This is a genomic window from Pseudomonas sp. NGC7, from assembly GCF_047159675.1.
GTDB classification, from domain to species: Bacteria; Pseudomonadota; Gammaproteobacteria; order Pseudomonadales; family Pseudomonadaceae; genus Aquipseudomonas; species Aquipseudomonas kermanshahensis.
In genome coordinates this window covers 1,133,984-1,158,171 of sequence record NZ_BAAFZY010000001.1, presented here as the reverse complement: position 1 = coordinate 1,158,171, position 24,188 = coordinate 1,133,984, and the positions used below count along the sequence as shown (strand labels likewise).

At 64.0% G+C, this 24,188-nt stretch carries 17 protein-coding genes; 12 read left to right on the top strand and 5 right to left on the bottom strand.

Going from position 1 to position 24,188, the window contains the following annotated elements:
* Nucleotides 1-100 precede the first annotated feature (100 nt).
* From ACMCNM_RS05245 to ACMCNM_RS05225, 5 genes are all read left to right on the top strand, one after another.
* Complete coding sequence (locus ACMCNM_RS05245) at nt 101-847, top strand: amino acid ABC transporter permease (protein ID WP_027594180.1); 747 nt, start codon at nt 101-103, stop codon at nt 845-847.
* Nucleotides 848-1,519: an amino acid ABC transporter permease gene (locus ACMCNM_RS05240; RefSeq protein ID WP_027594179.1), complete on the top strand. Its 672-nt coding sequence runs from the start codon at nt 848-850 to the stop codon at nt 1,517-1,519.
* Nucleotides 1,516-2,250 carry an amino acid ABC transporter ATP-binding protein gene (locus ACMCNM_RS05235; RefSeq protein WP_027594178.1) on the top strand — a complete coding sequence of 245 codons (735 nt, stop codon included), beginning with the start codon at nt 1,516-1,518 and terminating at the stop codon, nt 2,248-2,250. The genes ACMCNM_RS05240 and ACMCNM_RS05235 overlap by 4 nt, the downstream gene beginning before the upstream one ends.
* Before the next feature lie 67 nt (nt 2,251-2,317).
* The gene (locus tag ACMCNM_RS05230) at nt 2,318-4,222 is read left to right on the top strand and encodes a sensor histidine kinase (protein WP_186702556.1); all 1,905 of its coding nucleotides are present in this window, start codon (nt 2,318-2,320) and stop codon (nt 4,220-4,222) included.
* Nucleotides 4,219-5,547 (top strand): sigma-54-dependent transcriptional regulator, encoded by a 1,329-nt coding sequence (locus ACMCNM_RS05225; RefSeq protein ID WP_412764048.1) that lies wholly within the window; start codon nt 4,219-4,221, stop codon nt 5,545-5,547. The genes ACMCNM_RS05230 and ACMCNM_RS05225 overlap by 4 nt, the downstream gene beginning before the upstream one ends.
* Before the next feature lie 36 nt (nt 5,548-5,583).
* Here the strand turns inward: ACMCNM_RS05225 and ACMCNM_RS05220 are convergent, their stop codons facing one another.
* Nucleotides 5,584-6,579, bottom strand: coding sequence for an alpha/beta fold hydrolase (locus tag ACMCNM_RS05220; RefSeq protein ID WP_412764047.1), 996 nt, complete (start codon nt 6,577-6,579; stop codon nt 5,584-5,586).
* A 196-nt stretch (nt 6,580-6,775) separates the two neighbouring features.
* Here ACMCNM_RS05220 and metR point away from each other — a divergent pair, with 196 nt between their 5' ends.
* Complete coding sequence (metR, locus tag ACMCNM_RS05215) at nt 6,776-7,693, top strand: transcriptional regulator MetR (RefSeq protein WP_027594174.1); 918 nt, start codon at nt 6,776-6,778, stop codon at nt 7,691-7,693.
* Here metR and ACMCNM_RS05210 read toward each other — a convergent pair.
* Nucleotides 7,677-8,090: an NUDIX domain-containing protein gene (locus tag ACMCNM_RS05210; protein WP_339551352.1), complete on the bottom strand. Its 414-nt coding sequence runs from the start codon at nt 8,088-8,090 to the stop codon at nt 7,677-7,679. The genes metR and ACMCNM_RS05210 overlap by 17 nt on opposite strands.
* 127 nt (nt 8,091-8,217) lie before the next feature.
* Here ACMCNM_RS05210 and ACMCNM_RS05205 point away from each other — a divergent pair, with 127 nt between their 5' ends.
* Together ACMCNM_RS05205 and ACMCNM_RS05200 are read left to right on the top strand one after the other, a co-directional pair.
* Nucleotides 8,218-12,498: a DEAD/DEAH box helicase gene (locus tag ACMCNM_RS05205; protein ID WP_412764046.1), complete on the top strand. Its 4,281-nt coding sequence runs from the start codon at nt 8,218-8,220 to the stop codon at nt 12,496-12,498.
* Nucleotides 12,499-12,608: 110 nt separating this feature from the next.
* Nucleotides 12,609-14,228 (top strand): FMN-binding glutamate synthase family protein, encoded by a 1,620-nt coding sequence (locus ACMCNM_RS05200; RefSeq protein ID WP_412764045.1) that lies wholly within the window; start codon nt 12,609-12,611, stop codon nt 14,226-14,228.
* A 38-nt stretch (nt 14,229-14,266) separates the two neighbouring features.
* Here ACMCNM_RS05200 and ACMCNM_RS05195 read toward each other — a convergent pair whose 3' ends face one another.
* Complete coding sequence (locus ACMCNM_RS05195) at nt 14,267-15,685, bottom strand: amino acid permease (RefSeq protein WP_099455156.1); 1,419 nt, start codon at nt 15,683-15,685, stop codon at nt 14,267-14,269.
* Between the two features lie 418 nt (nt 15,686-16,103).
* On the opposite strand from ACMCNM_RS05195, the gene ACMCNM_RS05190 reads away from it, so the two are divergent.
* The 3 genes from ACMCNM_RS05190 (at nt 16,104) to ACMCNM_RS05180 (ending at nt 20,628) form a co-directional block, all read left to right on the top strand.
* Nucleotides 16,104-19,241, top strand: coding sequence for a transglycosylase domain-containing protein (locus tag ACMCNM_RS05190; protein WP_027594169.1), 3,138 nt, complete (start codon nt 16,104-16,106; stop codon nt 19,239-19,241).
* Nucleotides 19,242-19,328: 87 nt separating this feature from the next.
* Entirely contained in the window at nt 19,329-19,874 is a 546-nt protein-coding gene (locus ACMCNM_RS05185) for a PadR family transcriptional regulator (protein ID WP_027594168.1), read from the top strand.
* Complete coding sequence (locus ACMCNM_RS05180; protein WP_085273569.1) at nt 19,867-20,628, top strand: siderophore-interacting protein; 762 nt, start codon at nt 19,867-19,869, stop codon at nt 20,626-20,628. Before ACMCNM_RS05185 ends, ACMCNM_RS05180 begins: the two co-directional genes overlap by 8 nt.
* A 171-nt stretch (nt 20,629-20,799) precedes the next feature.
* Here ACMCNM_RS05180 and ACMCNM_RS05175 read toward each other — a convergent pair whose 3' ends face one another.
* Entirely contained in the window at nt 20,800-21,441 is a 642-nt protein-coding gene (locus ACMCNM_RS05175; RefSeq protein WP_186677498.1) for a Pr6Pr family membrane protein, read from the bottom strand.
* A gap of 1 nt (nt 21,442) precedes the next feature.
* Nucleotides 21,443-21,664, bottom strand: coding sequence for a VF530 family DNA-binding protein (locus ACMCNM_RS05170; RefSeq protein ID WP_027594165.1), 222 nt, complete (start codon nt 21,662-21,664; stop codon nt 21,443-21,445).
* A gap of 164 nt (nt 21,665-21,828) precedes the next feature.
* Here ACMCNM_RS05170 and ACMCNM_RS05165 point away from each other — a divergent pair, with 164 nt between their 5' ends.
* The gene (locus ACMCNM_RS05165) at nt 21,829-23,874 is read left to right on the top strand and encodes a TonB-dependent receptor (protein WP_412764044.1); all 2,046 of its coding nucleotides are present in this window, start codon (nt 21,829-21,831) and stop codon (nt 23,872-23,874) included.
* The last annotated feature ends 314 nt before the right edge of the window (nt 23,875-24,188 follow it).

Sequence of the window (24,188 nt, the reverse complement as noted above, 5' to 3'; positions counted from 1 at the left end):
TGCAGGCCACTCATTAGTGTCTAACCTTTCATCCGAGGGCGCCAAGCGCCCCCGGATGCTCGAAGGTGCCCGTGAAACAACCGTCTGAGGGGAAATCCCGATGAATTACAACTGGGACTGGGGCGTGTTCTTCAAGTCCACCGGCGTGGGCAGCGAAACCTATCTGGACTGGTACATCACCGGCCTGGGCTGGACCATCGCCATCGCCATCACCGCCTGGATCATCGCGCTGCTGCTGGGGTCTGTCCTTGGCGTCATGCGTACCGTGCCGAACCGCCTGGTATCGGGCATCGCCACTGTCTATGTGGAACTGTTCCGCAACGTGCCGCTGCTGGTGCAGCTGTTCATCTGGTACTTCCTGGTACCGGACCTGCTGCCCGAAGGCCTCCAGGAATGGTTCAAGCAGGACCTCAACCCGACCACCTCGGCGCTGATCAGCGTGGTTGTGTGCCTGGGCCTGTTCACTGCGGCCCGTGTCTGCGAACAAGTGCGCACCGGCATCCAGGCGCTGCCCCGCGGCCAGGAATCCGCAGCCCGCGCCATGGGCTTCAGCCTGCCGCAGATCTATACCAACGTGCTGCTGCCGCAAGCCTACCGGATCATCATTCCGCCGCTCACGTCCGAGTTCCTCAACGTGTTCAAGAACTCCTCGGTGGCCTCGCTGATCGGCCTGATGGAGCTGCTGGCACAAACCAAGCAGACCGCAGAGTTCTCTGCCAACCTGTTCGAGGCGTTCACCCTGGCCACGCTGATCTACTTCACCCTGAACATGGGCCTGATGCTGCTCATGCGCCTGGTCGAGAAAAAAGTCGCAGTACCTGGCCTGATTTCCGTGGGGGGCAAGTAAATGGACATGGATTTCAGCGAAATCATCCCCGCCCTGCCCGCCCTCTGGGAAGGCATGATCATGACCCTGCAACTGATGGTCATGGGCGTGGTCGGCGGTATCGCACTCGGCACCCTCCTGGCGCTGATGCGCCTGTCGTCGAGCAAACTGCTGTCGCGGGTCGCGGGCGCTTACGTCAACTACTTCCGCTCGATCCCGCTGCTGCTGGTGATCACCTGGTTCTACCTGGCGGTGCCGTTCGTGCTGCGCTGGATCACCGGCGAAGACACACCCGTCGGTGCGTTCACCTCCTGCGTGGTCGCGTTCATGATGTTCGAAGCGGCCTACTTCTGCGAAATCGTCCGTGCCGGTGTGCAGTCGATCTCCAAAGGGCAGATGGGCGCCGCGCAAGCGCTGGGCATGAACTACGCCCAGACCATGCGCCTGATCATCCTGCCCCAGGCCTTCCGCAAGATGACCCCTTTGCTGCTGCAGCAAAGTATCATCCTGTTCCAGGACACCTCGCTGGTATACACCGTGGGCCTGGTCGACTTCCTCAACTCGGCACGCTCCAACGGCGACATCATCGGGCGCTCGCATGAGTTCCTGATCTTCGCCGGGGTCGTCTACTTCATCATCAGCTTCTCCGCTTCGTGGCTGGTCAAGCGCCTGCAAAAAAGGATCACCGTATGATTTCCATCAAGAACGTCAACAAGTGGTACGGCGACTTCCAGGTACTGACCGACTGCAGCACCGACGTCAAGAAGGGTGAAGTGGTAGTAGTGTGCGGGCCGTCGGGCTCGGGCAAGTCCACCCTGATCAAGTGCGTCAACGCGCTGGAGCCGTTCCAGAAGGGCGATATCGTGGTCGATGGCACCTCGATTGCCGACCCGAAGACCAACCTGCCGAAACTGCGCTCGCGGGTGGGCATGGTGTTCCAGCACTTCGAGCTGTTCCCGCACCTGACCATCACCGAAAACCTGACCATCGCCCAGCGCAAGGTGCTCGGCCGCAGCGAGGCAGAAGCCTCCAAGAAAGGCCTGGCCCTGCTCGATCGCGTCGGCCTCAGCGCGCATGCCAAGAAACACCCCGGCCAGCTATCCGGCGGCCAGCAGCAACGGGTGGCGATCGCCCGCGCCCTGGCCATGGACCCAATCGTCATGCTGTTCGACGAACCCACCTCGGCACTGGACCCGGAAATGGTCAGTGAAGTGCTCGATGTGATGGTACAGCTGGCCAACGAAGGCATGACCATGATGTGCGTGACCCACGAGATGGGCTTTGCCCGCAAGGTCGCCAACCGGGTCATCTTCATGGACAAAGGCAGCATCATCGAAGACTGCACCAAGGAAGAGTTCTTCGGCGACCAGAACGCCCGCGACCAACGCACCCAGCACTTCCTCAGCAAGATCCTGCAACACTAAGCCGGCCTCAGCGTCCGCTGCCCGCCCCCATCGGGCAGCGGACGCTGGTCGTGACAAGGCCACTGTGATGAAATGCGATCCTTCGCTTCTTCTCCCTGCCAGACCTGCCGTGAATTCCCGCCTGATTCGTCAATTGCTGTTACCCCCCCTGATCATTCTGCTTATGGTCGGCCTCGGCATGGCCGGTTACCTGGTCAGCGAGAGCAATGGCATCCGCAGCCTGAGCGAAAACGGCGAGCGTCAGCTGGAGCTGCACGCGCGCACGGTCGAGAGCGAGATCAGCAAATACACCTACCTGCCCAGCCTGCTGGAGCTTGAAGACAGCGTCTCGCACCTGCTCACCGAGCCCGATGGCGGCTCCCGCCAGGCGGTCAACGAATACCTCGAAGGCCTGAACCGGCGCAGCCGCAGCCGGGCAATCTTCGTGCTCGACACCAACGGCCGGGTGCAGGCCACCAGCAACTGGCGCGATGCCGATTCGTTTCTGGGTGAGGACCTGTCGTTCCGGGCCTACTTCCAGACTGCCGTGCGCGGCGAACCCGGGCGCTTCTATGGCATCGGCAGCACCACCGGCGAGGCCGGCTACTACTTGGCCCATGGCCTGGAAGAACACGGCAAGATCATAGGCGTTGCGGTGATCAAGGTACGCCTGGACACCCTCGAAGAACGTTGGCAGCGTGCACGCCTGGAAGCGTTCGTCAGCGATGAGAACGGCATCATCATTCTGTCCAGTGACCCGGCCCGGCGCTTGAAGTCGGTGCGCCCGCTGACCCCGCAAATCAAGGAACGCCTGGCGCGTAGCCTGCAGTATTACTGGTGGCCGCTGAACGAGCTGCAACCTCTGGCGCGGGAAACCCTCGCCGATGGTGTTGAAAAGCTGACCTTCCCGGCCAACAGCGAAACAGCGCAAGGCAAGGCCCATGAAGTGGCCTACCTGGCCCAGACCCGCCGCCTGGTCGACACCCCGTGGCATTTCACCCTGCTGACCCCGCTGCAAGACCTGCGCCGAGAATCGATGGTGCAAGGCATCCTGGTCGGGGTGGCATTCGCCCTGCTGGCCATCCTGGGCATCGCCTGGAACGAACGCCGCAAAGTCATCGCCACCCGCTTGGCTGCCCGTGAGGCGCTGCAGGAAGCCAACAGCCAACTCGAACGCCGCATCACCGAACGCACCGCCGACTTGCGCGCCAGCAATGAGCGGCTAAAGGGGCAGATCCGCGAGCGCCGGCATGCTGAGCAAACCCTGCGCCATGCCCAGGATGAGCTGGTGCAGGCGGGCAAGCTGGCTGCCATCGGGCAGATGTCGACCAGCATCGCCCACGAACTCAACCAGCCGCTGGCCGCGCTGCGCACGTTGTCCGGCAACACCGTACGCTTCCTCGAGCGTGGTGCGCTGGAAACGGCCAGCACCAACCTGCGTACCATGAACGACCTGATCGACCGCATGGGCCGTATCACCGCCAGCCTGCGTTCATTCGCCCGCCGTGGCGACGACGGTGGCCAGGCCTCGCTGGCCAAGGCGGTGGACGCCACCCTGCAAGTACTGGCCAACCGCATCAGTGGCTGCCACTTGCAATTGCACAACCAGTTCGAAGACCATCAACTGGCCATCGACCAGACCCGCCTGGAGCAGATCCTGGTCAACCTGATCGGCAACGCCATCGACGCCATGGCGACCCAGCCCCTACCAGAGCTGTGGCTCGAAGGCGAACTGCAGGGTGACAAGTATCGCCTGCGGGTGCGCGACAACGGCCATGGCATCGACGCCGAGGCACGCAAGCATCTGTTCGAACCCTTCTTCACCACCAAACCGGGCGAACATGGCCTGGGCCTGGGGCTGACCTTGTCGGCGAGCCTTGCCGCCGCTGCCAAGGGCAGCCTGAACGTCGAGCATCCTGTCAGTGGCGGCACGGCCTTTGTGCTTGTCCTGCCCCTGGTATCCCCCCCTAGCGAACCGGCAGAGCACCCATGAACCAAGCGCCTCTCACCGTCCTGATTGTCGAAGACGACCCGCATGTGCTGCTCGGCTGCCAGCAGGCATTGGCCCTGGAAGACATTGCCTGCGAAGGGGTCGGCAGCGCCGAACAGGCCCTGGAACGCATCGGCGACGACTTTGCCGGCATCGTCGTCAGCGACATTCGCTTGCCAGGCATCGATGGCCTTGAGCTACTCAACCGCCTCAAGGCCCGCGACCGCAGCCTGCCAGTGGTGCTGATCACCGGCCACGGCGATATCGACATGGCGGTAGGCGCCATGCGCAACGGCGCCTACGATTTCATGGAGAAGCCCTTCTCGCCCGAGCGCCTGGTCGACGTGGTACGCCGCGCCCTCGAACAGCGCGGCCTGTCCCGCGAGGTGGTTGCCTTGCGCCGCCAGCTGGCCGAACAGAGCAGCCTGGAGGGCCGCATCATTGGCCGCTCGCCGGCCATGGAGCACCTGCGGGAACTGATCGCCAACGTCGCCGACACCTCGGCCAACGTGCTGATCGAAGGCGAGACCGGCACCGGCAAAGAACTGGTCGCCCGCTGCCTGCACGATTTCAGCCGCCGCCAGGGCCAACCCTTCGTGGCGCTGAACTGCGGCGGCCTACCCGAAAACCTGTTCGAGAGCGAAATTTTCGGCCACGAAGCCAACGCCTTTACCGGCGCAGGTAAACGCCGAATCGGCAAGATCGAACACGCCAATGGCGGCACGCTGTTCCTCGACGAGGTCGAGAGCATGCCGATCAACCTGCAGATCAAACTGCTGCGGGTGTTGCAGGAGCGCACACTGGAGCGGCTGGGCTCGAACCAGAGCATCGCGGTGGATTGCCGGGTAATCGCCGCGACCAAGTCCGACCTCGATGCCATGGGGCAGAACGGGCAGTTTCGCAGTGACCTGTACTACCGGCTGAACGTGGTGACGCTGGAGCTCCCCCCCCTGCGTGAGCGCCGCGAAGACATCCTGCAGTTGTTCGAACACTTCCTGCAGCAATCGGCTTTGCGCTTCGACCGTGAAGCACCGACGCTGGACAGCCAGACCTTGTCGCGGTTGATGGCCCATGACTGGCCGGGCAACGTGCGAGAGCTGCGCAACGTTGCCGAGCGTCATGCGTTGGGCTTACCGGCCTTCAAGAAGGGCCCGAGTGGCAGCGCCAGCCAGGGCCTGGGCTTTTCCGAGGCGGTGGAGGCGTTTGAACGCAACCTGCTCAGCGATGCCTTGCAACGCACCGGCGGCAACCTCAGCCAGGCCAGCCAGGAGCTGGGCATGGCCAAGACCACGCTGTTCGACAAAGTGAAAAAGTACGGGCTGGGCTGAAAAACGGCGGCGCCTGCTTCGCGGGCAATGCCAATCTCACAGACCCGCAATATGCGTCACATCCTGCCGATGCGATTGCAGGTAAGGCAGCACCGCCCCCAGCAACGGCGCCTTGAACGGCTCCTGAAAGCGGTGCGCCAGCCCCGGTATCAAACGCAGCTGGCTGCCCTGGATATGCGCCGCCAAGTGCACCCCATGCATCACCGGCAACAACGGGTCGGCCGTGCCATGCACCACCAGCGTCGGCACGCGCAGCTGGTTGAGCAACGCCACCCGGCTCGGTTCGGCCAGGATCGCCATGATCTGGCGCTTGGCGCCATCCGGGTTGAATGCCCGGTCATAGGCCACCGCCGCCTGCTGCAACAAGACGGCCCGATCATCACGCACCTGCGGGCTGCCCAGTGCCGCCAGCAAATCAGCCTGCTGCTCGATCGCTACCTCACGGTTGGGCGCACTGCGCCGGGCCAACAGCTGCACCAGGGCAGGGTCCGGCGCGGGCAGCCCTGCCGCGCCTGAGCTGGACATCACCAGCGTCAGGCTACGGACCCGCTCCGGTGCCATTGCCGCCAGGTGCTGGGCAATCATCCCGCCCATGCTGACACCCAGCACATGAAACTGGCGTATGCCCAATGAATCCATCAAGCGCAGCCCATCCCCCGCCATATCAGTGAGCGTATAGGGGGCGGAAACCGGCAGGCCGAGCTTGTAGCGCAGCAGCTCGACCGTCAGGTTGGCCGAGGGTGGCAGTTGGTTCCAGCGCGACAGGCCGACATCGCGGTTGTCGTAGCGTATGACCCGAAAACCCTGGCGGCACAGAGCCTCGACCACGTCGTCAGGCCAATGGATCAGTTGCCCGCCCAGGCCCATGACCAGCAGCAATGCAGGGTCTCGCGGCGCACCGACGCTTTGGTAAACCAGGCTCAAATCACCCAGTTCAGCCCGTTGTACCGCTACCTGCGTGTCACAGCGTTGGTCGGCGAAACTCGCCGGCACGCTGAAAAGGAAGAAGAGAAACAGCAGCAAAGCCCGCATGAAAGAAACACCAGAATGCAAATCCCCAGTAGAGCGCGAGTTTGATGAATTTCTGTCGGGCGCGCTGCCACAGTTCAGTGACAGTTTGATGACCCCCGCTGAGTGGTGTGGCCAACGGTCCAGTCGACAGCCTGGGCAACATGAGCGAAACTCAACTCAATTCTTTCCCTTTGGCATACAACCCTCGGAGTCAGCAGTGCTGGAGATCCGCCACCTGAAAACCCTTCATGCCCTGCGCGAGGCCGACAGCCTGGTAGAGGCCGCCGAACGCCTGCACCTGACACAGTCGGCGCTGTCGCACCAGTTCAAAGAGCTGGAAGAGCGCCTGGGCTTGCCGCTGTTCGTGCGCAAGAGCAAACCGATCCGCTTCACCAGTGCCGGCCTGCGCTTGCTGCAACTGGCAGATGCCACCCTGCCGCTGCTGCGCGGCGCCGAGCGTGACATCGCGCGCTTGGCCGGTGGCACCGCCGGGCGCTTGCACATGGCCATCGAATGCCACAGCTGCTTCCAATGGCTGATGCCGACCATCGACCAGTTCCGCGATGCCTGGCCGGAAGTCGAGCTGGACCTGGCCTCGGGTTTCGCCTTCGCTCCCCTGCCCGCGCTGGCCCGTGGCGACCTGGACCTGGTGGTCACCTCCGACCCGCTGGACCTGGCCGGTATCACCTATGTGCCGCTGTTCACCTATGAAGCCATGCTCGCCGTGGCCAACCAGCACCCGCTGGCCAGCAAGCCTTACATGGTGCCGCAAGACCTGCTCGACCAGACCCTGATCACCTACCCGGTGGAACGCGATCGCCTGGATATCTTCACCCGCTTCCTGGAGCCGGCCGACATCGAGCCAGCCGCCGTGCGTACCTCGGAGCTGACGGTGATGATGATGCAATTGGTCGCCAGCGGCCGTGGCGTGTGCGGCATGCCGCACTGGGCACTGCACGAGTACAGCTCGCGGGGCTACGTGAAAGGCAAGCGCCTGGGCGAAAAGGGCCTGTTCGCCACACTTTATGCGGCGGTGCGCACCGACATGCTCGATGCGCCGTACATGCGCGATTTCTTGCTGACCGCCAAGGACACCTCGTTCGCCACCCTCGATGGGGTCAGCGCGGTACGCTGACAGCCTGGCGGTACAACGGCAGGATCAGGTCGCGGGTTAGCGGCGCCAGCTCAAGCGCAGGCGCCTGGTCCGCCGCCAGCCACACCACTTCTTCGATTTCCGCCGCCGGGGTCACGGCTTCGGCGCTGTCGACGCGAAACAGTTCGGCTTGCACCTGGTAGCCTGGCTCGTTGGCAGCCGGCGCGCTGAACTGGCCGAGGTGGATGGCCTGGGCGGGGTCGATGCGCAGGCCCAGTTCCTCATGCAGCTCACGCACCAGCGCCTCTACCGGCGACTCACCCGCATCAATCTTGCCGCCGGGCTGCATGAAGGCCACGGTGCCGCGCTTGCGCACCAGCAAGGTGCGGCCCTGGGGGTCGATCAGCAGGGCGGCGGCGATGCGAAGGGTGTTGGGCATGGGATGGGCTCGCTGGAAAAGCCTGAGAGGATCCCATGGGGTTGATCGCCTGACAAGGTCGGTGCAGCCTGCCCTCACAGACGAACGGCCCCTTGCCAATCCGCCGCCCACCCGCCATAACCAACACATGAACCTACCCGCCCAACAGCACCCGGTGCTGGCGCTGTTCCACCCCGCCGTCGGCACCTGGTTCCGTCGCCATTTCGCCACGGTCACCGACGCCCAGGCGCGTGCCTGGCCATTGATTCACGGCGGCCAGTCGATGCTGCTGGCCGCACCGACCGGCTCCGGCAAGACCTTGAGCGCCTTTCTGGCCGTGCTCGATGAACTGTTCTGCCAAGGCCTCGAACACGGCGGCGAACTGCCCGCGTGCACTCAAGTGGTGTATGTCTCGCCGCTCAAGGCGCTGTCCAACGATATTCGCCTGAACCTGCAAGCGCCGCTCGAAGGCATCAGCCAGGCGCTGGAAGACCAGGGCCTCAAGCCGCCCCGCATCAGCACCGCAGTGCGCACCGGCGATACACCGCAAAAAGAACGTGCAGCCATGCGCAAGCTGGCCCCGCATATCCTGGTGACCACGCCGGAATCACTCTATGTGCTGATGGGCTCGGCCTCGGGCCGCGCGGGCCTTGCCAGCGTGCACACAGTGATCGTCGATGAGATCCATGCCCTGGCCGGCAACAAACGGGGGGCACACTTGGCACTGACCCTGGAGCGCCTGCAGGCGCTGAGCGGGCGGCCGTTACGTCGCATTGGCCTGTCGGCCACCCAGCGGCCGGTGGAGCGCGTGGCGCAATTTCTGGTCGGCCATCAGCGCCCTTGCGCGATCGTCGACATCGGCCACGCCCGCCAGCGCGACCTGGCCCTCGAGGTGCCGCCCGTGCCCTTAGGCGCAGTCATGGCCACGGACGTGTGGAACCTGGTCTACGACCGCCTGGCAACCCTCGCCCGCGAGCACCGCACCACGCTGGTGTTCGTTAACACCCGGCGCCTGGCCGAACGCTTGACCCGTCACCTCAGCGACCGCCTGGGCAAGGACGCGGTGGCCGCTCACCACGGCAGCCTGGCCAAGGAACTGCGCCTGGATGCGGAACAGCGCCTGAAAACCGGCCAGTTGCAGGTGCTGGTGGCCACGGCGTCACTGGAGTTGGGCATCGACATCGGCGATGTCGACCTGGTCTGCCAGATCGCCTCACCGGGCTCGATCGCGGCCTTCTTGCAACGCGTTGGGCGCTCCGGGCACCAGGTCGAGGGCATCCCCAAAGGGCGCCTGTTCCCCACTTCGCGCGACGACTTGATCGAATGCATCGCCCTGCTGGACTGCGTGCGCCACGGGGAGCTCGACCAACTGCACATTCCCACTGCGCCCCTCGACGTGCTGGCCCAGCAGATTGTCGCCGAAACCAGTAATCAGCCCTGGCAGGAACAAGCGCTGTTCGACTGCCTGCGCCAGGCAACGCCTTACGCCGAACTCGACGTCAACCATTATCAGGCGCTGCTGCGCATGCTCGCCGAAGGCTATAACGGCCGCCAGGGCATCCGTAGCGCCTACCTGCACCGCGACGCGGTCAGCGGCACCTTGCGCGGCCGCCGCGGCAGCCAACTGACTGCGCTGACCAGTGGCGGGACCATCCCCGAAACCGCCGACTACGCGGTGCTACTCGAGCCGCAGGCACTGAACATTGGCAGCGTCAATGAAGACTTCGCCGTGGAAAGCATTGCCGGCGATATTTTCCAATTGGGCAACGCCTCCTACCGGATCTTGCGCGTCGAATCGGGCCGGGTGCGGGTAGAAGACGCCCACGGCCTGCCGCCGACCATCCCTTTCTGGCTGGGCGAAGCACCGGGGCGCAGTGACGAATTGTCCGCCGCGGTCGCTCGGCTGCAGGCACGCATCGATGAGCGACTGGGGTTGCCCGGCGCCGACAGTACCGCCGTGCAGGGCTGGCTGCAGCGCACCTTCGAACTGGGCGAAGACAGCGCCAGCCAGTTGCTCGATTACCTGGGGCGCACCCGCGACGTGCTGGGCGCCCTGCCCTCGCAGCAGACGCTGATCATGGAGCGCTTCTTCGATGAGTCCGGCGGTACCCAGCTGATCATCCACTCGCCCTACGGCAGCCGCATCAACCGTGCCTGGGGCCTGGCCCTGCGCAAGCGCTTTTGCCGCACCTTCAATTTTGAACTGCAGGCGGCGGCCAGCGAAGATGCCATCGTCCTGTCGCTGTCCACCAGCCACAGTTTTACGCTGGATGAGGTGTGGCGCTACCTGTCCAGCCGCAGCGCCGAACAGCTCCTGATCCAGGCCCTGCTCGATGCGCCCTTGTTCGGCGTGCGCTGGCGCTGGAACGCTGCCGTGGCCATGGCCTTGCCGCGCTTCGTCGGTGGGCGCAAGGTGGCCCCGCAGCTCCAGCGGATGAAAAGCGAGGACCTGATCGCTTCAGTGTTCCCCGACCAGATCGCCTGCCTGGAAAACATCGCCGGCGAACGGCAGATTCCGGATCATCCGCTGGTCGAGCAGACCCTCGACGACTGCCTGCACGAAGCCATGGACAGCGAAGGCTGGCTGGCCTTGCTGCGCCGCATCGAAGGCGGTGAGGTGCGCTTGCTCAGCCGTGACCTGCCGGCCCCGTCGCCACTGGCCTCGGCCATCCTCAACGCCAGGCCCTACGCCTTTCTTGACGATGCGCCCCTGGAAGAGCGACGCACCCAGGCCGTGCTCAACCGGCGCTGGAACGAACTGCACAGCGCGGATGAGCTGGGCGCGCTGGACACCGATGCCATCGCCGCCGTAGAGAGCGAGGCCTGGCCGCAAGCGGCTAACGCCGACGAGATGCACGAAGCGTTGATGAGCCTGGGGGCCATCACTGCCCATGAAGTGCAGGCCAACGCCCCTTGGGATTTGCTGCTTCGGCAACTGGCCAAAGCGGGGCGCGCCCTGCGCCTGCCGGATCAACAGCTGTGGCTCGCGCGTGAACGCCTGAGCCTGCTGCAACGTGTGTATTCAGGTTCAGTCACCGAACCTGCGCTGAACGTGCTGCCAGGCTTCGAGCAGGCCATCGAGGCGGACGATGCGCTAAGCGAACTGCTGCGTGCCCGCTTAAGTGGCCACGGCCCGCAAACCGTGGCGCAGATCGCCACCCCTCTAGGCAAGCCGCAGCCAGACATCGAACAGGCCCTGGCCCGCCTGGAGGCCGAGGGCTACGTGTTGCGCGGCTATTTCAGGCCTGCGGAACAACAGCTGCAGTGGTGCGAACGGCACTTGCTGGCGCGCATCCACCGCTACACGGTCAAACGCCTGCGCCGGGAGATCGAACCGGTCAGCCTGCAAGACTTCATGCGTTTTCTGTTCGACTGGCAGCACCTGGCCGCAGATGAGCGCCTGCGCGGGCCACAGGCCGTAGCTGAAGTGCTGGCACAGTTGCAGGGCTTCCCCGCTGCGGCCGGCGCCTGGGAGGCGGAGCTGCTGCCGGCACGCATCCAGGACTACAGCCCGCACTGGCTCGACGACACCTGCCGCAGCGGGCAGTTTGCCTGGAGCCGGCTGGCGACCACGGTGGCCAGCACGACCTTGGCCAGTACACCGCTGGTGCTGCTGCCGCGCGAACACCTGGGCCTCTGGCGCAGCCTGGCGCCCGTACCGGCAGTAGACGAGCTCGGCCCGCGGGCGCAACGCGTGCATGACGTGTTGCAGGGGCATGGGGCGTTGTTCTTCGATGAACTGACGCAGGAAGCCCACCTGCTGCCCAGCGAACTGGAAACCGCATTGCAGGCACTGGTGGGCTTTGGCCTGGTGGGTGCCGACAGTTTTATCGGGCTGCGCAGCCTGATCACGCCAGCGGCAAAACGCACCTCGCGCAACAGCAGGCGCGGCCATGCCCCCCTCTCCACCAGCATGGCCCACGCCGGCCGCTGGGCGCTGTTGCGCAGGGGCACTGCTGCAATAGACGACAGCCAGCGTCTGGAGCACATCGCCCGCGCCCTGTTGCGCCGCTATGGGGTGATCTGCTGGCGGCTGCTGGAGCGGGAAAGTGATGTATTGCCGCCCTGGCGCGAATTGCTGCGTTGCTATCACCGCCTGGAGGCCCGCGGCGAAATCCGGGGTGGGCGCTTCATTGCTGGGCTGGCCGGTGAGCAGTTCGCCTTGCCAGAGGCTGTGGGCCTTTTGCGGCAAGTGCGCCGGCGTGAGCCGGAGGGAGCACTGGTGATGGTCAGCGCCAGCGACCCGCTCAATGTGGTCGGGTCATTGCTGCCGGGGGCGAAACTACCCGCGGTGAGCGGTAACCGCTTGCTGTACCGCGATGGCGTGCCGGTGGCGGTGCGAGTCGCCGGGCGTTACCAGTTCCTCATCGAGGCCTCGGTGGAGGAACAGGACACCTGGCGCCGCAGGTTGTTGAGCGATGCACGCTGAAGCGAATGATTTTCGATACCCCGATTTTCATTTTCAGCATCGCCCAACCGGGCTATGGTCGGGGTTTGCCCCAGGCCCTGAGCCTGACCGCGCCATCGCAAGGACCCCGTATGAGCCTGTCACTTCTCAGCCGCTACGCCTTCTTCGCCGCCTGTGTACTGTTCACCCTGGCGAGCCTGCCGTTCACCCACCATGAATGGTTGTGGCCGTTCACCCTGACCACTGCCGTGCTCAGCCTGATCGGTGTGTTCGACTTGCTGCAGCAACGCCACGCTGTACGCCGCAACTACCCGATCCTCGGCAACATCCGTTACCTGGTCGAGGGCATTCGCCCAGAGATTCGCCAGTACCTGCTCGAAGCCGACAGCGACGCCCTGCCCTTCTCCCGCGCGCAACGCTCGCTGGTCTATGCCCGGGCCAAGAACGAAGCCTCGGACAAACCCTTCGGTACCCTGATCGACGTGTATGAGTCCGGCTTCGAATTCATCGGCCACTCCATGCGCCCGGCACCGCTGACCGACCCGGCGAGCTTCCGCGTCATCGTCGGCGGGCCGCAGTGCCGGCAGCCGTATTCGGCGTCGATCTTCAACATTTCCGCCATGAGCTTCGGCTCACTCAGCGCCAACGCCATCCGCGCCCTCAACCAGGGCGCCAAGCTGGGCAACTTCCACCACGATACCGGCGAAGGCAGCATCAGCCCTTACCACCGGGAACACGGTGGCGACCTGGTCTGGGAGCTGGGCAGCGGCTACTTTGGCTGCCGCACGCCTGACGGGCGCTTCGACCCCGAGCGCTTCGCCGCCCAGGCACGCAGCCCGCAGGTGCGCATGATCGAGATCAAGATGAGCCAGGGCGCCAAGCCAGGCCACGGCGGCATCCTGCCCAAGCACAAAGTGACCCAGGAGATTGCCGAAACCCGCGGCGTGCTCATGGGCGAGGACTGTATCTCGCCGTCACGCCACAGCGCCTTCTCCACGCCGATAGAAATGATGCAGTTCATCGCCCAACTGCGTGAGCTGTCGGACGGCAAGCCGGTCGGCTTCAAGTTCTGCCTGGGCCACCCGTGGGAGTTCATGGGTATCGCCAAGGCCATGCTGGAAACCGGCATCCTGCCCGACTTCATCGTCGTCGACGGCAAGGAAGGCGGCACCGGCGCTGCGCCGGTAGAGTTCACCGACCACATCGGCGTCCCCCTGCGCGAAGGCCTGCTGTTCGTGCACAACACCCTGGTGGGGCTGAACCTGCGCGACAAGATCAAGCTCGGCGCCAGCGGCAAGATCGTCAGCGCGTTCGATATCGCCAGCGTGCTGGCCATCGGCGCCGACTGGGCCAACTCGGCGCGCGGCTTCATGTTCGCCATTGGCTGCATCCAGTCGCAAAGCTGCCACACCAACAAGTGCCCGACTGGCGTGGCCACGCAAGACCCGTTGCGCCAGCGTGCGCTGGTGGTGCCGGACAAAGCCCAGCGGGTGCTGAACTTCCACCACAACACCCTGCGCGCCCTGGCCGAAATGCTGGCAGCGGCCGGCCTGGACCACCCCGCGCAACTGGAGGCCAAGCACCTGGTGCGGCGCGTTTCGGCCACGGAGATCAAGCTGTTCTCGCAAATGCACATATTCCTCAAGCCGGGCGAGTTGCTGACCGGCGAGGTGAATGGGCAGTTTTATTCGCGGATGTGGCAGCTGGCCAGGGCGGACAGCTTCGAGCCGAACAGTGAGGTGGCAGCCTGACATGGCTGGGGCCGCTCTGCGGCCCCAGCCAGTTCACATCAGGATGCGGTGCTCGCTACCCCTTGCGCCTCCTTCGGCGCCAGGCGGAAGGTGTAGTACAAGGCGGTCAGCAAGACCAGGAACGCCGGCCCGATGTACAGCGCCACGCGGGTATCCTCGAAATACGCCATCAGCCCCACCACCAGCACCAGGAAAGCCAGTGCCAGGTAGGAGCTCAGCGGCCACAGCCACATGCGGTATTTCAACGCCTTGCGCTCGGCAGTCGACAGCCCGGCGCGGAATTTGAGCTGCGCCAGCAGGATCATCACCCAGGTCCAGATCGCGCCGAAAGTGGCGATCGAGGTCACCCAGACGAAGACTTTCTCCGGCACCAGGTAGTTGGCCAGCACGCCCAGCAACAGCGCGCCAATCGACAGCAGCAACGCATTGCGCGGCACACCGTTTTTCGAGGTGCGGGCAAAGGTCGCCGGGGCCTGGCCATTTTGCGCCAGGCTGTAGAGCATGCGCCCAGTGCTGAAAATACCGCCGTTGCACGACGACAGGGCCGCCGTGATGACCACGAAGTTGATGATGCCGGCCGCAGTCTTGATGCCGAGGCGCTCGAAGGTCATCACGAACGGGCTGCCCTGGCTGCCGATTTCGTTCCATGGGTAGATCGACAGGATCACGAACAGCGCGCCCACGTAGAACAGCAGGATGCGCCAGAACACTGAGCCGATGGCCTGCGGGATGGTTTTTTGCGGGTTGCGCGCTTCGCCGGCGGTCAGGCCGATCATTTCCACGCCCAGGTAGGCAAACATCACCATCTGCAGCGACATCAGCACACCGGTCACGCCGTTGGGCATGAAGCCGCCATTGCTCCACAGGTTGGAAATACCCACTGCCACGCCGTCGTTGCCCAAGCCGAAGGCAATGATGCCGATGCCCCCCAGGACCATGGCGATGATGGTGACGATCTTGATCAGGGCGAACCAGAACTCGAACTCACCGAATGCCTTGACCGCAATCAGGTTGACCGCGCCCATGCTGCCCAGCGCTGCCAAGGCCCAGATCCAGCGGGGTACGTCGGGGAACCAGATGCCCATGTAGATGGCCACCGCGGTGATTTCCGCCACGCAGGTCACCAGCCACAGGAACCAGTAGTTCCAGCCGGTGAGAAAACCGGCCAATGGGCCAAGGTAGTCCTGGGCGTAGCGGCTGAACGAGCCGGCAACGGGGTTGTGCACGGCCATCTCACCGAGGGCGCGCATGATGACCAGGATGGCCAGGCCACCGATGATGTAGGAAAGCATGATGGCAGGGCCGGCCATTTCGATGGCTTTGGCCGAACCGAGGAAGAGACCGACACCGATACAGGCGCCCAGCGCCATAAGACGGATGTGCCGTTCGCCCAGTTCACGCTTGAGAGGGCCGCCTTGTGCGGTCTCGGCATGGGCAGGGTGGTTGCCGACTGGCATAGCAATACAACCTCATTTTGTTATTGGATTTGACCTTCGTGCCGCAACTGCCGCGCCGATAGGCGGGGCGGTGACTGGCCGGGCTGGCCTTGTGGGCCGGCCCGTGTGCCGAAGTAGAGCGTCCGGCAGGCCGAAGGGGCGAGCAGTATAGGAAGCTACCTGTAGGGATTTTCACTGTATAAACGGGGAAATTTGGCGAGAAATCTCGGGTCTATTTCACCGCTGATAGGGTTCTGAGGCTGTTACACGCCGCAGACTCAGGGCGACACCTTATCAACATCACCTGGCCCCGAAACCCACACCAAAGCCGCATATCCCTACGCCACTTTTCTCGCCTTCCTACAAATTTTTCACCTAACCCGGTCAACGTCTAAGCTTCAGACAAGCAAGACGAAAATACCTGGCCGGATTGAAGACTATGGGCGCACTGTGGCAATCGGAACCAACCAGAACGGAAGCACCCGCAACCCCTCCGGCCGAGACGCCACCTGCAAAGTCCCCACGTCAGCGTCGGCTCTGGTGGCGGCTGATCATTCTGATCCTGCTGGTGGCCCTCATCGCCCTGGGCTTTGCCGCCTATGACGAATTCCGCACCTCCAACCTGCAATCGCGGGAGTTCAGCAAGCTCGCCACCACCCTGACCTACTCGCTGCAGCCAGGCCCCAGCGATGCCATCGTCTACCCCGGTGAAGGCCCGTTCGACAAACGCCTGGGCTACAGCGCGCTGGGCGAATTCCTGCCGCGGCTGCTCAAACGCGACTACCTGATCAGCGAACAGGTGCAGTTCTCGCCCGCATTGATGGACTACGTCGATCACGGCCTGTTCGCCCCCTATATCGAGAAAATTCAGGCTGGCCTGTCGATTACCGACTGCCGTGGCGACACGCTCTACCAGTACAACTACCCGCAACACCTGTACCCGGACTTTGCAGCGATCCCGCCGGTGATGGTCAACAGCCTGTTGTTCATCGAAAACCGCGACCTGCTCGACACCACCGACCCGCGCAACAACCCGGCCGTCGACTGGCCGCGCTTCGCCAAGGCCGCCTACAGCCAGGTGGCCAAGTACTTTGCCTTGCCCGGCCAGTCGGCCGGTGGCAGTACCCTGGCGACGCAGCTGGAGAAGTACCGCCACTCGCCGGACGGCCTGACCGTGTCCGGCGCCGAGAAGATCCGCCAGATGGTGTCCGCCAGCGTGCGTGCCTACCAGGGCGGCCCGGACACCACCGAGGCCCGGCAGCGCATCGTGCGCGACTACCTCAACAGCGTGCCGCTCTCGGCGGTGCCCGGCCACGGTGAAGTGCATGGCATGGCTGAAGGCTTGCGGGTGTGGTACGGCGCCGATTTCGACCAGGTCAACCAGGCCCTGCTGTCGACCGCCAGCGACCCCGAAAGCCTGGCCGCGCGTGGCCTTGCCCTGCGCCAGGTACTGTCGCTGATGATCGCCCAGCGCCGCCCCTCGCATTACCTGTCCAAAGGCCGGGTCGAACTGGCCGAACTCACCGACTCCCATGTGCGTGTGCTCGCCGCCAACAAAGTCATCGACCAGCCGCTGGCCGATGCGGCGCTGGCCAGCAAGGCGGTGTATCGCGACTGGGTGGCACAACCGACCATCGTGCCGATCATCACCAACAAGGGCATCAGCCTGGCCCGCAATCGCCTGGCGGCCATGCTCAACCGCCCGCTGTACGACCTCGACCGCCTCGACCTGTCGGCCACCAGCACCCTGCAGGCCGACCTGCAGATGCAGGTCAGCCAGTACCTGAAGAACCTCTCGGACCCTGAGTTCGCGGCGCAGATCGGGCTGATCGGCGAACGCCTGCTGACCACCAAGACCACCGACCAGGTGCGCTACAGCTTCACACTGTTCGAGCGCACCGCCGATGGCTCGAGGGTGCGGGTGCAGACCGACAGCACCGACCAGCCGTTCGACATCAACGAAGGCAGCAAGCTGGAATTGGGCTCGACGGCCAAGCTGCGGGTGCTCACCACCTACCTGGAAATCATCGCCGAGCTGCACGACAAGTATGCCGGCAAGCCCGCTGCCGAACTGAAGAAGGTCGAGGTGGCCGAACTGGACCGCATCACCCAGTGGTCACTGGAATGGCTGATGCAGAACAGCAAGGACCAGAACCTAGATGCCATGCTCGACGCCGCCCTGGAACGCAAGTATTCGGCCAACACCGGCGAAGCCTTCTTCACCGGGGGTGGCATGCACGTGTTCAACAACTTCCGCAAGGAAGACAACAGCCGCAACCCAACGCTGAAGATCGCCCTGCGCGAATCGATCAACCTGCCGTTCATCCGCCTGATGCGCGACCTGGTGCGCTACGTCACCTATCAACAGCCGTTCAATCGGGTACCGCTGCTCAAGGACGACGCCGACCCCCGCCGCCAGGAATACCTGGCCCGTTTCGCCGACAAGGAGGGCACCAACTACCTGATGCGCTTCTGGAAGAAGTACCAGCGCAAAACCTCGCAACAACGCCTGGACACCTTCCTCGACAGCATGCGCGTGACCCCGCAGCGCCTGGCGGCGGTGCACCGCTACCTGTTCCCCGAAGCCGGCCAGGAAACCTTCAACGCCTTCGTACGCGCGCACAGCAAGGACGACAAGAGTGCCCTGGGCAAACTCACCGACGGTCGCCTGTCGGAAATGTACGACGCCTACGGCCCGGGCAAGTACGACTTGCCCGACCAGGGCTACATCGCCAAGGTCCACCCGCTGGACCTGTGGCTGCTCGGTTACCTGCTCAAGCACCCAAGCTCCACGCTGACCGAAATGGTCAATGCCAGCCGCTTCGAACGCCAGGAGGTGTATGGCTGGCTGTTCAAGAGCCGCCACCAGGGCGCACGCGACAGCCGTATCCGCACCATGGTCGAGATTGAAGCGTTCCTCGACATTCACCAGCGCTGGAAGCGCGTGGGCTATCCGTTCGACCACCTGGTGCCGTCGCTGGCCACCGCCATCGGCAGCTCGGGTGACCGCCCCGCCGCCCTTTCCGAACTGGTCGGCATCATTCAGAACGACGGCGTGCGCCTGCCGACCTTGCGCATCGACACCCTGCACTTCGCCGCTAACACCCCCTACGAGACCAAGCTGGTAAGTGACCCCGATCGCGGCCAGCGGATCCTCCCGGTAGAGGTCGCGCGGGCCCTCAAAGGCGCCATGTCGCAAGTGGTCGACGCGGGGACTGCCCGGCGTATTTCTGGCAGCTTCAAGCTGCAGGACGGTACACCGCTGGTGATGGGCGGCAAGACCGGTACCGGCGACAACCGCATCGAAAGCTTCGGTGCCGGGGGTCGCTTGATCGGCTCGCGTTCGCTGAACCGCACCGCCACCTTCGTGTTCTTCCTGGGCGATAACCACTTCGGCACATTGACCGCATTCGTGCCGGGGCGCTCGGCTGAAGCGTTCAAATTCACCTCGGCGCTGCCCGTGCAAGTGCTCAAGGGCATGGCGCCGATCCTCATGCCGTACCTGCAGCCGGGCAATCCGAATGAATGCAAAGCGCCGCAGGTTGCGATGCACGGAAGTGACTCATCTAACATTTAGATGATAATCATTGGCATTAAAGGCTTGTCTTTAGATATATCTTGAGTAATATCTTAAGATATATCGCACAAGACGGAGCCCATGTTGATGCGCGACCCTGCACCCCACGATCCTTTTGAACGCCGCCCCGGCCGCGGCGAACGCGGCCCTCGCGTATTCGCCCCCGGCGACCTCAAGCTGCTGATGCTGGCCCTGCTGGCTGAGCAACCTGGCCACGGCTATGACTTGATCCGCCAGATCGAGAACCTGTTCGACGGCAGCTACAGCCCAAGCCCCGGCGTCATCTACCCGACCCTCAACTTCCTTGAAGAGGCCGAGCTGATCAGCGGCCAGGTCCAGGGCAGCAAACGCCTGTACGCCATCACCGATGCCGGCCGCACCGCCCTGGCCGAGCAAGCGGTCGCCCTCGACGGCGTGCGCATGCGCATTGAAGTCAGCAAACGCGCCCTGCGCGGGCACGACCGCCCACCCGAGATCCACGAAGCGGTCGGCAACCTGCGCCATGCGCTGCACATGCACAGCGGGCGCTGGACACCAGAAGAAATCGAACGGGTCCGCGACCTGCTCAACAACACGGCCAAGGCCATTGCCTCCGGGCCGGACGATGCCGTTACGGAGAACACCCATGAGTGACACTATTCACCGCGTCAACCACGAAATCCGCCAGCGCCGCCTTGACGTGCTGCGCGTCACCGACCTGACCCCACGCATGCGCCGTATCACCCTGGGCGGTGCGGAACTGGCGGGCTTTACCAGCGTCGGTACCGACGATCATGTGAAGCTGCTGTTTGCCGAAACGCCAGCACAACAGCAGGCCATCGACGCCCGTAACCTGGGCCGCGACGGCGGCGCACGGCCCACCATGCGCGAATACACGCCACGGCGCATTGACCTGGTGGCCAACGAACTGGACATCGACTTCGTCCTGCACGGTGATGGCCCTGCCTCCACCTGGGCCGCCCAGGCTGCGCCAGGCCAACACCTGAACATCGCCGGCCCACGGGCCTCGATGGTGGTACCGGATATCTTCGACAGCTACCTGCTGATCGGTGACGAGACGGCGATCCCCGCTATCGGCCGCCGCCTTGAAGAACTGCCCGCGGGCCGGCACGTGCTGGCGGTAATCCAGATCGAAGACGAACAGGAACGCCAGCCGCTGCCAAGCAAGGCGCAGGTAGATGTGATCTGGGTCCGGCGCCAGGAAGAGGACCTGCTCGCCCTGCTGAAGAACCTGACCTTGCCACAAGGCAGGCTGTACGGCTGGGTGGCGCTGGAAAAAGCCCTGACCCGCCAGGCCAAGGCGTTGCTGCTGGAAAAAGGCGTGCCTGACGATGCCTTGAAGGCAGCAGCCTACTGGCGGGCGGACGGTACTGCGGACGACGAGTAAGCGCCGCTCTCGCCTAACGCGCTCGAGCTTCGCCCCAGATAATGGACGGGTGCCCAACATCTGGGGCGCAGCTCAGCTTTCTGTAGAGCAGCCTTGTGCTGCGAAGAGGCCAGTAGCATCACCCCAGTTCTTCAGAGGTACCACTGGCCTCTTCGCAGCACAAGGCTGCTCCTACACGCTGACCGCCAACTGCCGGCCGCGCCAGCGGTCCAACCCCAGCAACACCAGCCCGATACCCCAGAACCCCGCCAACACCCCGAGGGCATTGAGCATCACCCGCCCATACCCGAGGCTCGCCACATCGATGAAGGGGTAGGCATACACACCAATCTCACTGCCCCGCCACAGCGCATAGGCAAAGTACCCCGCCGGGTACAGCGCCCAGCCCGCCAGGTGCCACAGCCGCAAATGGCCCTTGGGCACCGCGCACCACCAGTACAGAACGAACAACGCCGGCATCACATCATGCAGCAACTCGTCTGCCAGCCATTGCCAGCCCTCAGGTTGCCACAAGTGGCGCAGCAGCACGCTGTAGGCCAATGCCACCAGCACGATGCTGGCCGCCACGGCGGAGCTGACCGACGGCAACAGAAAGAAGCGCCTGGCGCTGCCCTCCCGGCCAAACGCGGCATAGCTCAAAACCGTTGCTACCAGGGTGTTGGTCAGCACGGTGAAATAACCAAAGACGTTGACCAGGCCGCCAATCAGGCTGGCCTGCTCCTGCCAGCGCGCCAACAGCACCAGATACACCTGCACCGCTAGGCCGAACCAACCGAGCACGGCGGCCAGGCTCAGCCACGGATGGCGCCGCACCTCAGGCCTTGCGCTGCAGCTTTACGTACAGCTGTTCGACCTTCTCCCGCGCCCAAGGCGTCTTGCGCAAGAAAGTCAGGCTCGACTTGATGGTCGGGTTGCTCTTGAAGCAACGCACATCGACGCGCTCGGCAAGACCCTGCCATTCGTAGTGAGCCACCAGTTCGGTGAGGATCTGCTCCAGGGTCTTGCCGTGCAGCGCGTTGTGTTGGGCCGTGCTCATGCCAGTGCTCCAGCGTGGGAAAGGTGCGCACCTTACACGAGTGTAGTGGCCAGGGGACTCAGGTCGCTTGAAAAACCGCTGGCCAGAGGCGAAAGCCTTATGCTGAAATAGAAATGTTATACAGTAACAATACAAAAGCCTCTGCCAAGGAACGCCCCATCCCCATGCTGTACATCCCGCTCCGCCTCTCCCCCCTCGCCGTCGCGCTGTGGCTGGCCTCATCACCCAGCCAGGCCGTTGAACTCGAACCACAGGTCATCACTGCCAACCCGCTGGGCAATCGCCAACTGGCCGCCCCGAGCACGGTCCTCGAAGGTGACAACCTGCTGCAACAGCAACACGGCAGCCTCGGTGAAACCCTGAACAAACAGCCCGGCGTCGCCTCTACCTGGTTCGGCCCTGGCGCCAGCCGCCCGGTAATCCGCGGCCTGGACGGCGACCGCATCCGCATCCTGCGCAACGGCGTCGGTGCACTGGATGCCTCGTCACTGTCCTACGATCACGCCGTACCGCTCGACCCGGTAACCGTGGAGCGGGTCGAAATCGTCCGCGGGCCCGCTGCCCTGCTCTACGGCGGCAATGCCATTGGCGGTGTGGTCAATACCTTCGATAACCGCATCCCCGATGCGCCGATCGAAGGCATCCACGGGGCGGGCGAGCTGCGTTATGGCGGCGCCGACACCACCCGCAGCAGCGCCGGTAAACTGGAAGCCGGCAACGGCGCCTTCGCCCTGCACCTGGACGCCAACAGCCGCCAGTTCAACGATTTGCGCATCCCTGGTTACGCGCGCAGCTCTAAGGTGCGTGACGCCGACGAGCCGGGCAGCAAACACCGCCTGGAGAACAGCGACGGGCGTCAGGACGGGGGCGCCGTCGGCGGCTCTTACCAGTGGGACCATGGCTATGCCGGCCTGTCCTACAGCCGCTACGACAGCAACTACGGCTCGGTGGCCGAACCCGGCGTACGCTTGGACATGCAGCAAGACCACTACGCATTCGCCTCTGAACTGCGTGACCTCGAAGGCCCGTTCAGCTCGGTCAAGGTCGATGCCGGCTATACCGACTACGAGCACAGCGAAATCGAAGAAGGCGAGGTGCACACCACCTTCAAGAACAAGGGCTACGAGGCACGCATCGAGGCGCGCCATCAGCCCCTCGGGCCGGTTGAAGGGGTGATCGGTGCCCAGGTCAGCCGTAACGAGTTCTCGGCACTGGGGGAGGAAGCGTTCGTCCCGCATACCGATACCGACAGCCTGGCGCTGTTCATGCTTGAGCAATGGCAGGCCACCGAGCGCCTGAACCTGAGCCTGGGCGCGCGCCTGGAGCACACCCGCGTCGACCCGGATGCCAAGGGCAACGAGACGTTTGCCGCGGCCGACAGCGCCAGCAGTTTCAATGCTTTCAGCCTGTCCTCCGGGGCGGTGTACCAGCTCGACCCGGTCTGGGCACTGGCCGCCAACCTTGGCTACACCGAGCGCGCCCCAACCTTCTATGAGCTGTATGCCAACGGTGCGCATGTGGCCACCGGGGCTTACGAGGTGGGCGATGCCAGCCTGAACAAGGAAAAGGCCATTTCCGGTGACTTGGCCCTGCGCTTCGACAACGGCACCCACAAAGGCAGCGTCGGGGTCTTCTACAGCCACTTTCGCAACTACATTGGCCTGATCGGCACAGGCAACCTGCGTGAGGGCCATGACCACGACCATGGCGAGCATGACCACGATCATGATCACGACCATGACGGCTTCCCGGAATACCAGTATCAGGGCGTGCGGGCGCGCTTCTATGGCATCGAGGCGCAAGACCGCTGGCAACTGGTCGAGAACCGCTATGGCAGCTTCGCGCTGGAGCTGTCGGGCGACTACACCCGGGCCAAGAACCTCGACAGTGGCGAGCCATTGCCACGAATCGCACCGCTGCGGTTGAACAGCGGCCTGGTCTGGGCGCTGGACCGCTGGCAGGCGCGGGTCGATGTGCAGCATGCCGCGTCGCAACATCGCACACCGGCCAACGAAACCAGCACCGATGGCTACACCACGCTGGGCGCGAGTGTGGGCTATCGCTTCGACATCGGGCAAAGCGAGTGGCTGGCCTTCGTGCGGGGTGAAAACCTGACGGATCAGACGGTGCGCTATGCCAGTTCGATTCTGCGGGATATTGCGCCAGCGCCGGGGCGCAGTGTGGAAGTGGGGCTGCGTACGACGTTTTGAGCTGCCATTGGGGCGCCCTGCGCCCCCATTCGCGTGTAGGAGCAGCCTTGTGCTGCGAAGAGGCCGGAGATAACACAGCAAATCTTCACTGATTTCACCGGCCTCTTCGCAGCACAAGGCTGCTCCTACAAACGGCACTGTTACCGGATCGACAACAATCAACTGCGACAATTTGTCTTTTTTTCTTACAACTTCCCCTATATCCTCCCCGCCGCAAGCTGAATCGCTTCATCGACTCCACCTTGTTGTCTACTCCATTGAAGGGCCCGCCCTTCGATGCCCTTGTCGTTTGTTCAATAATCAAAAGATAGCGC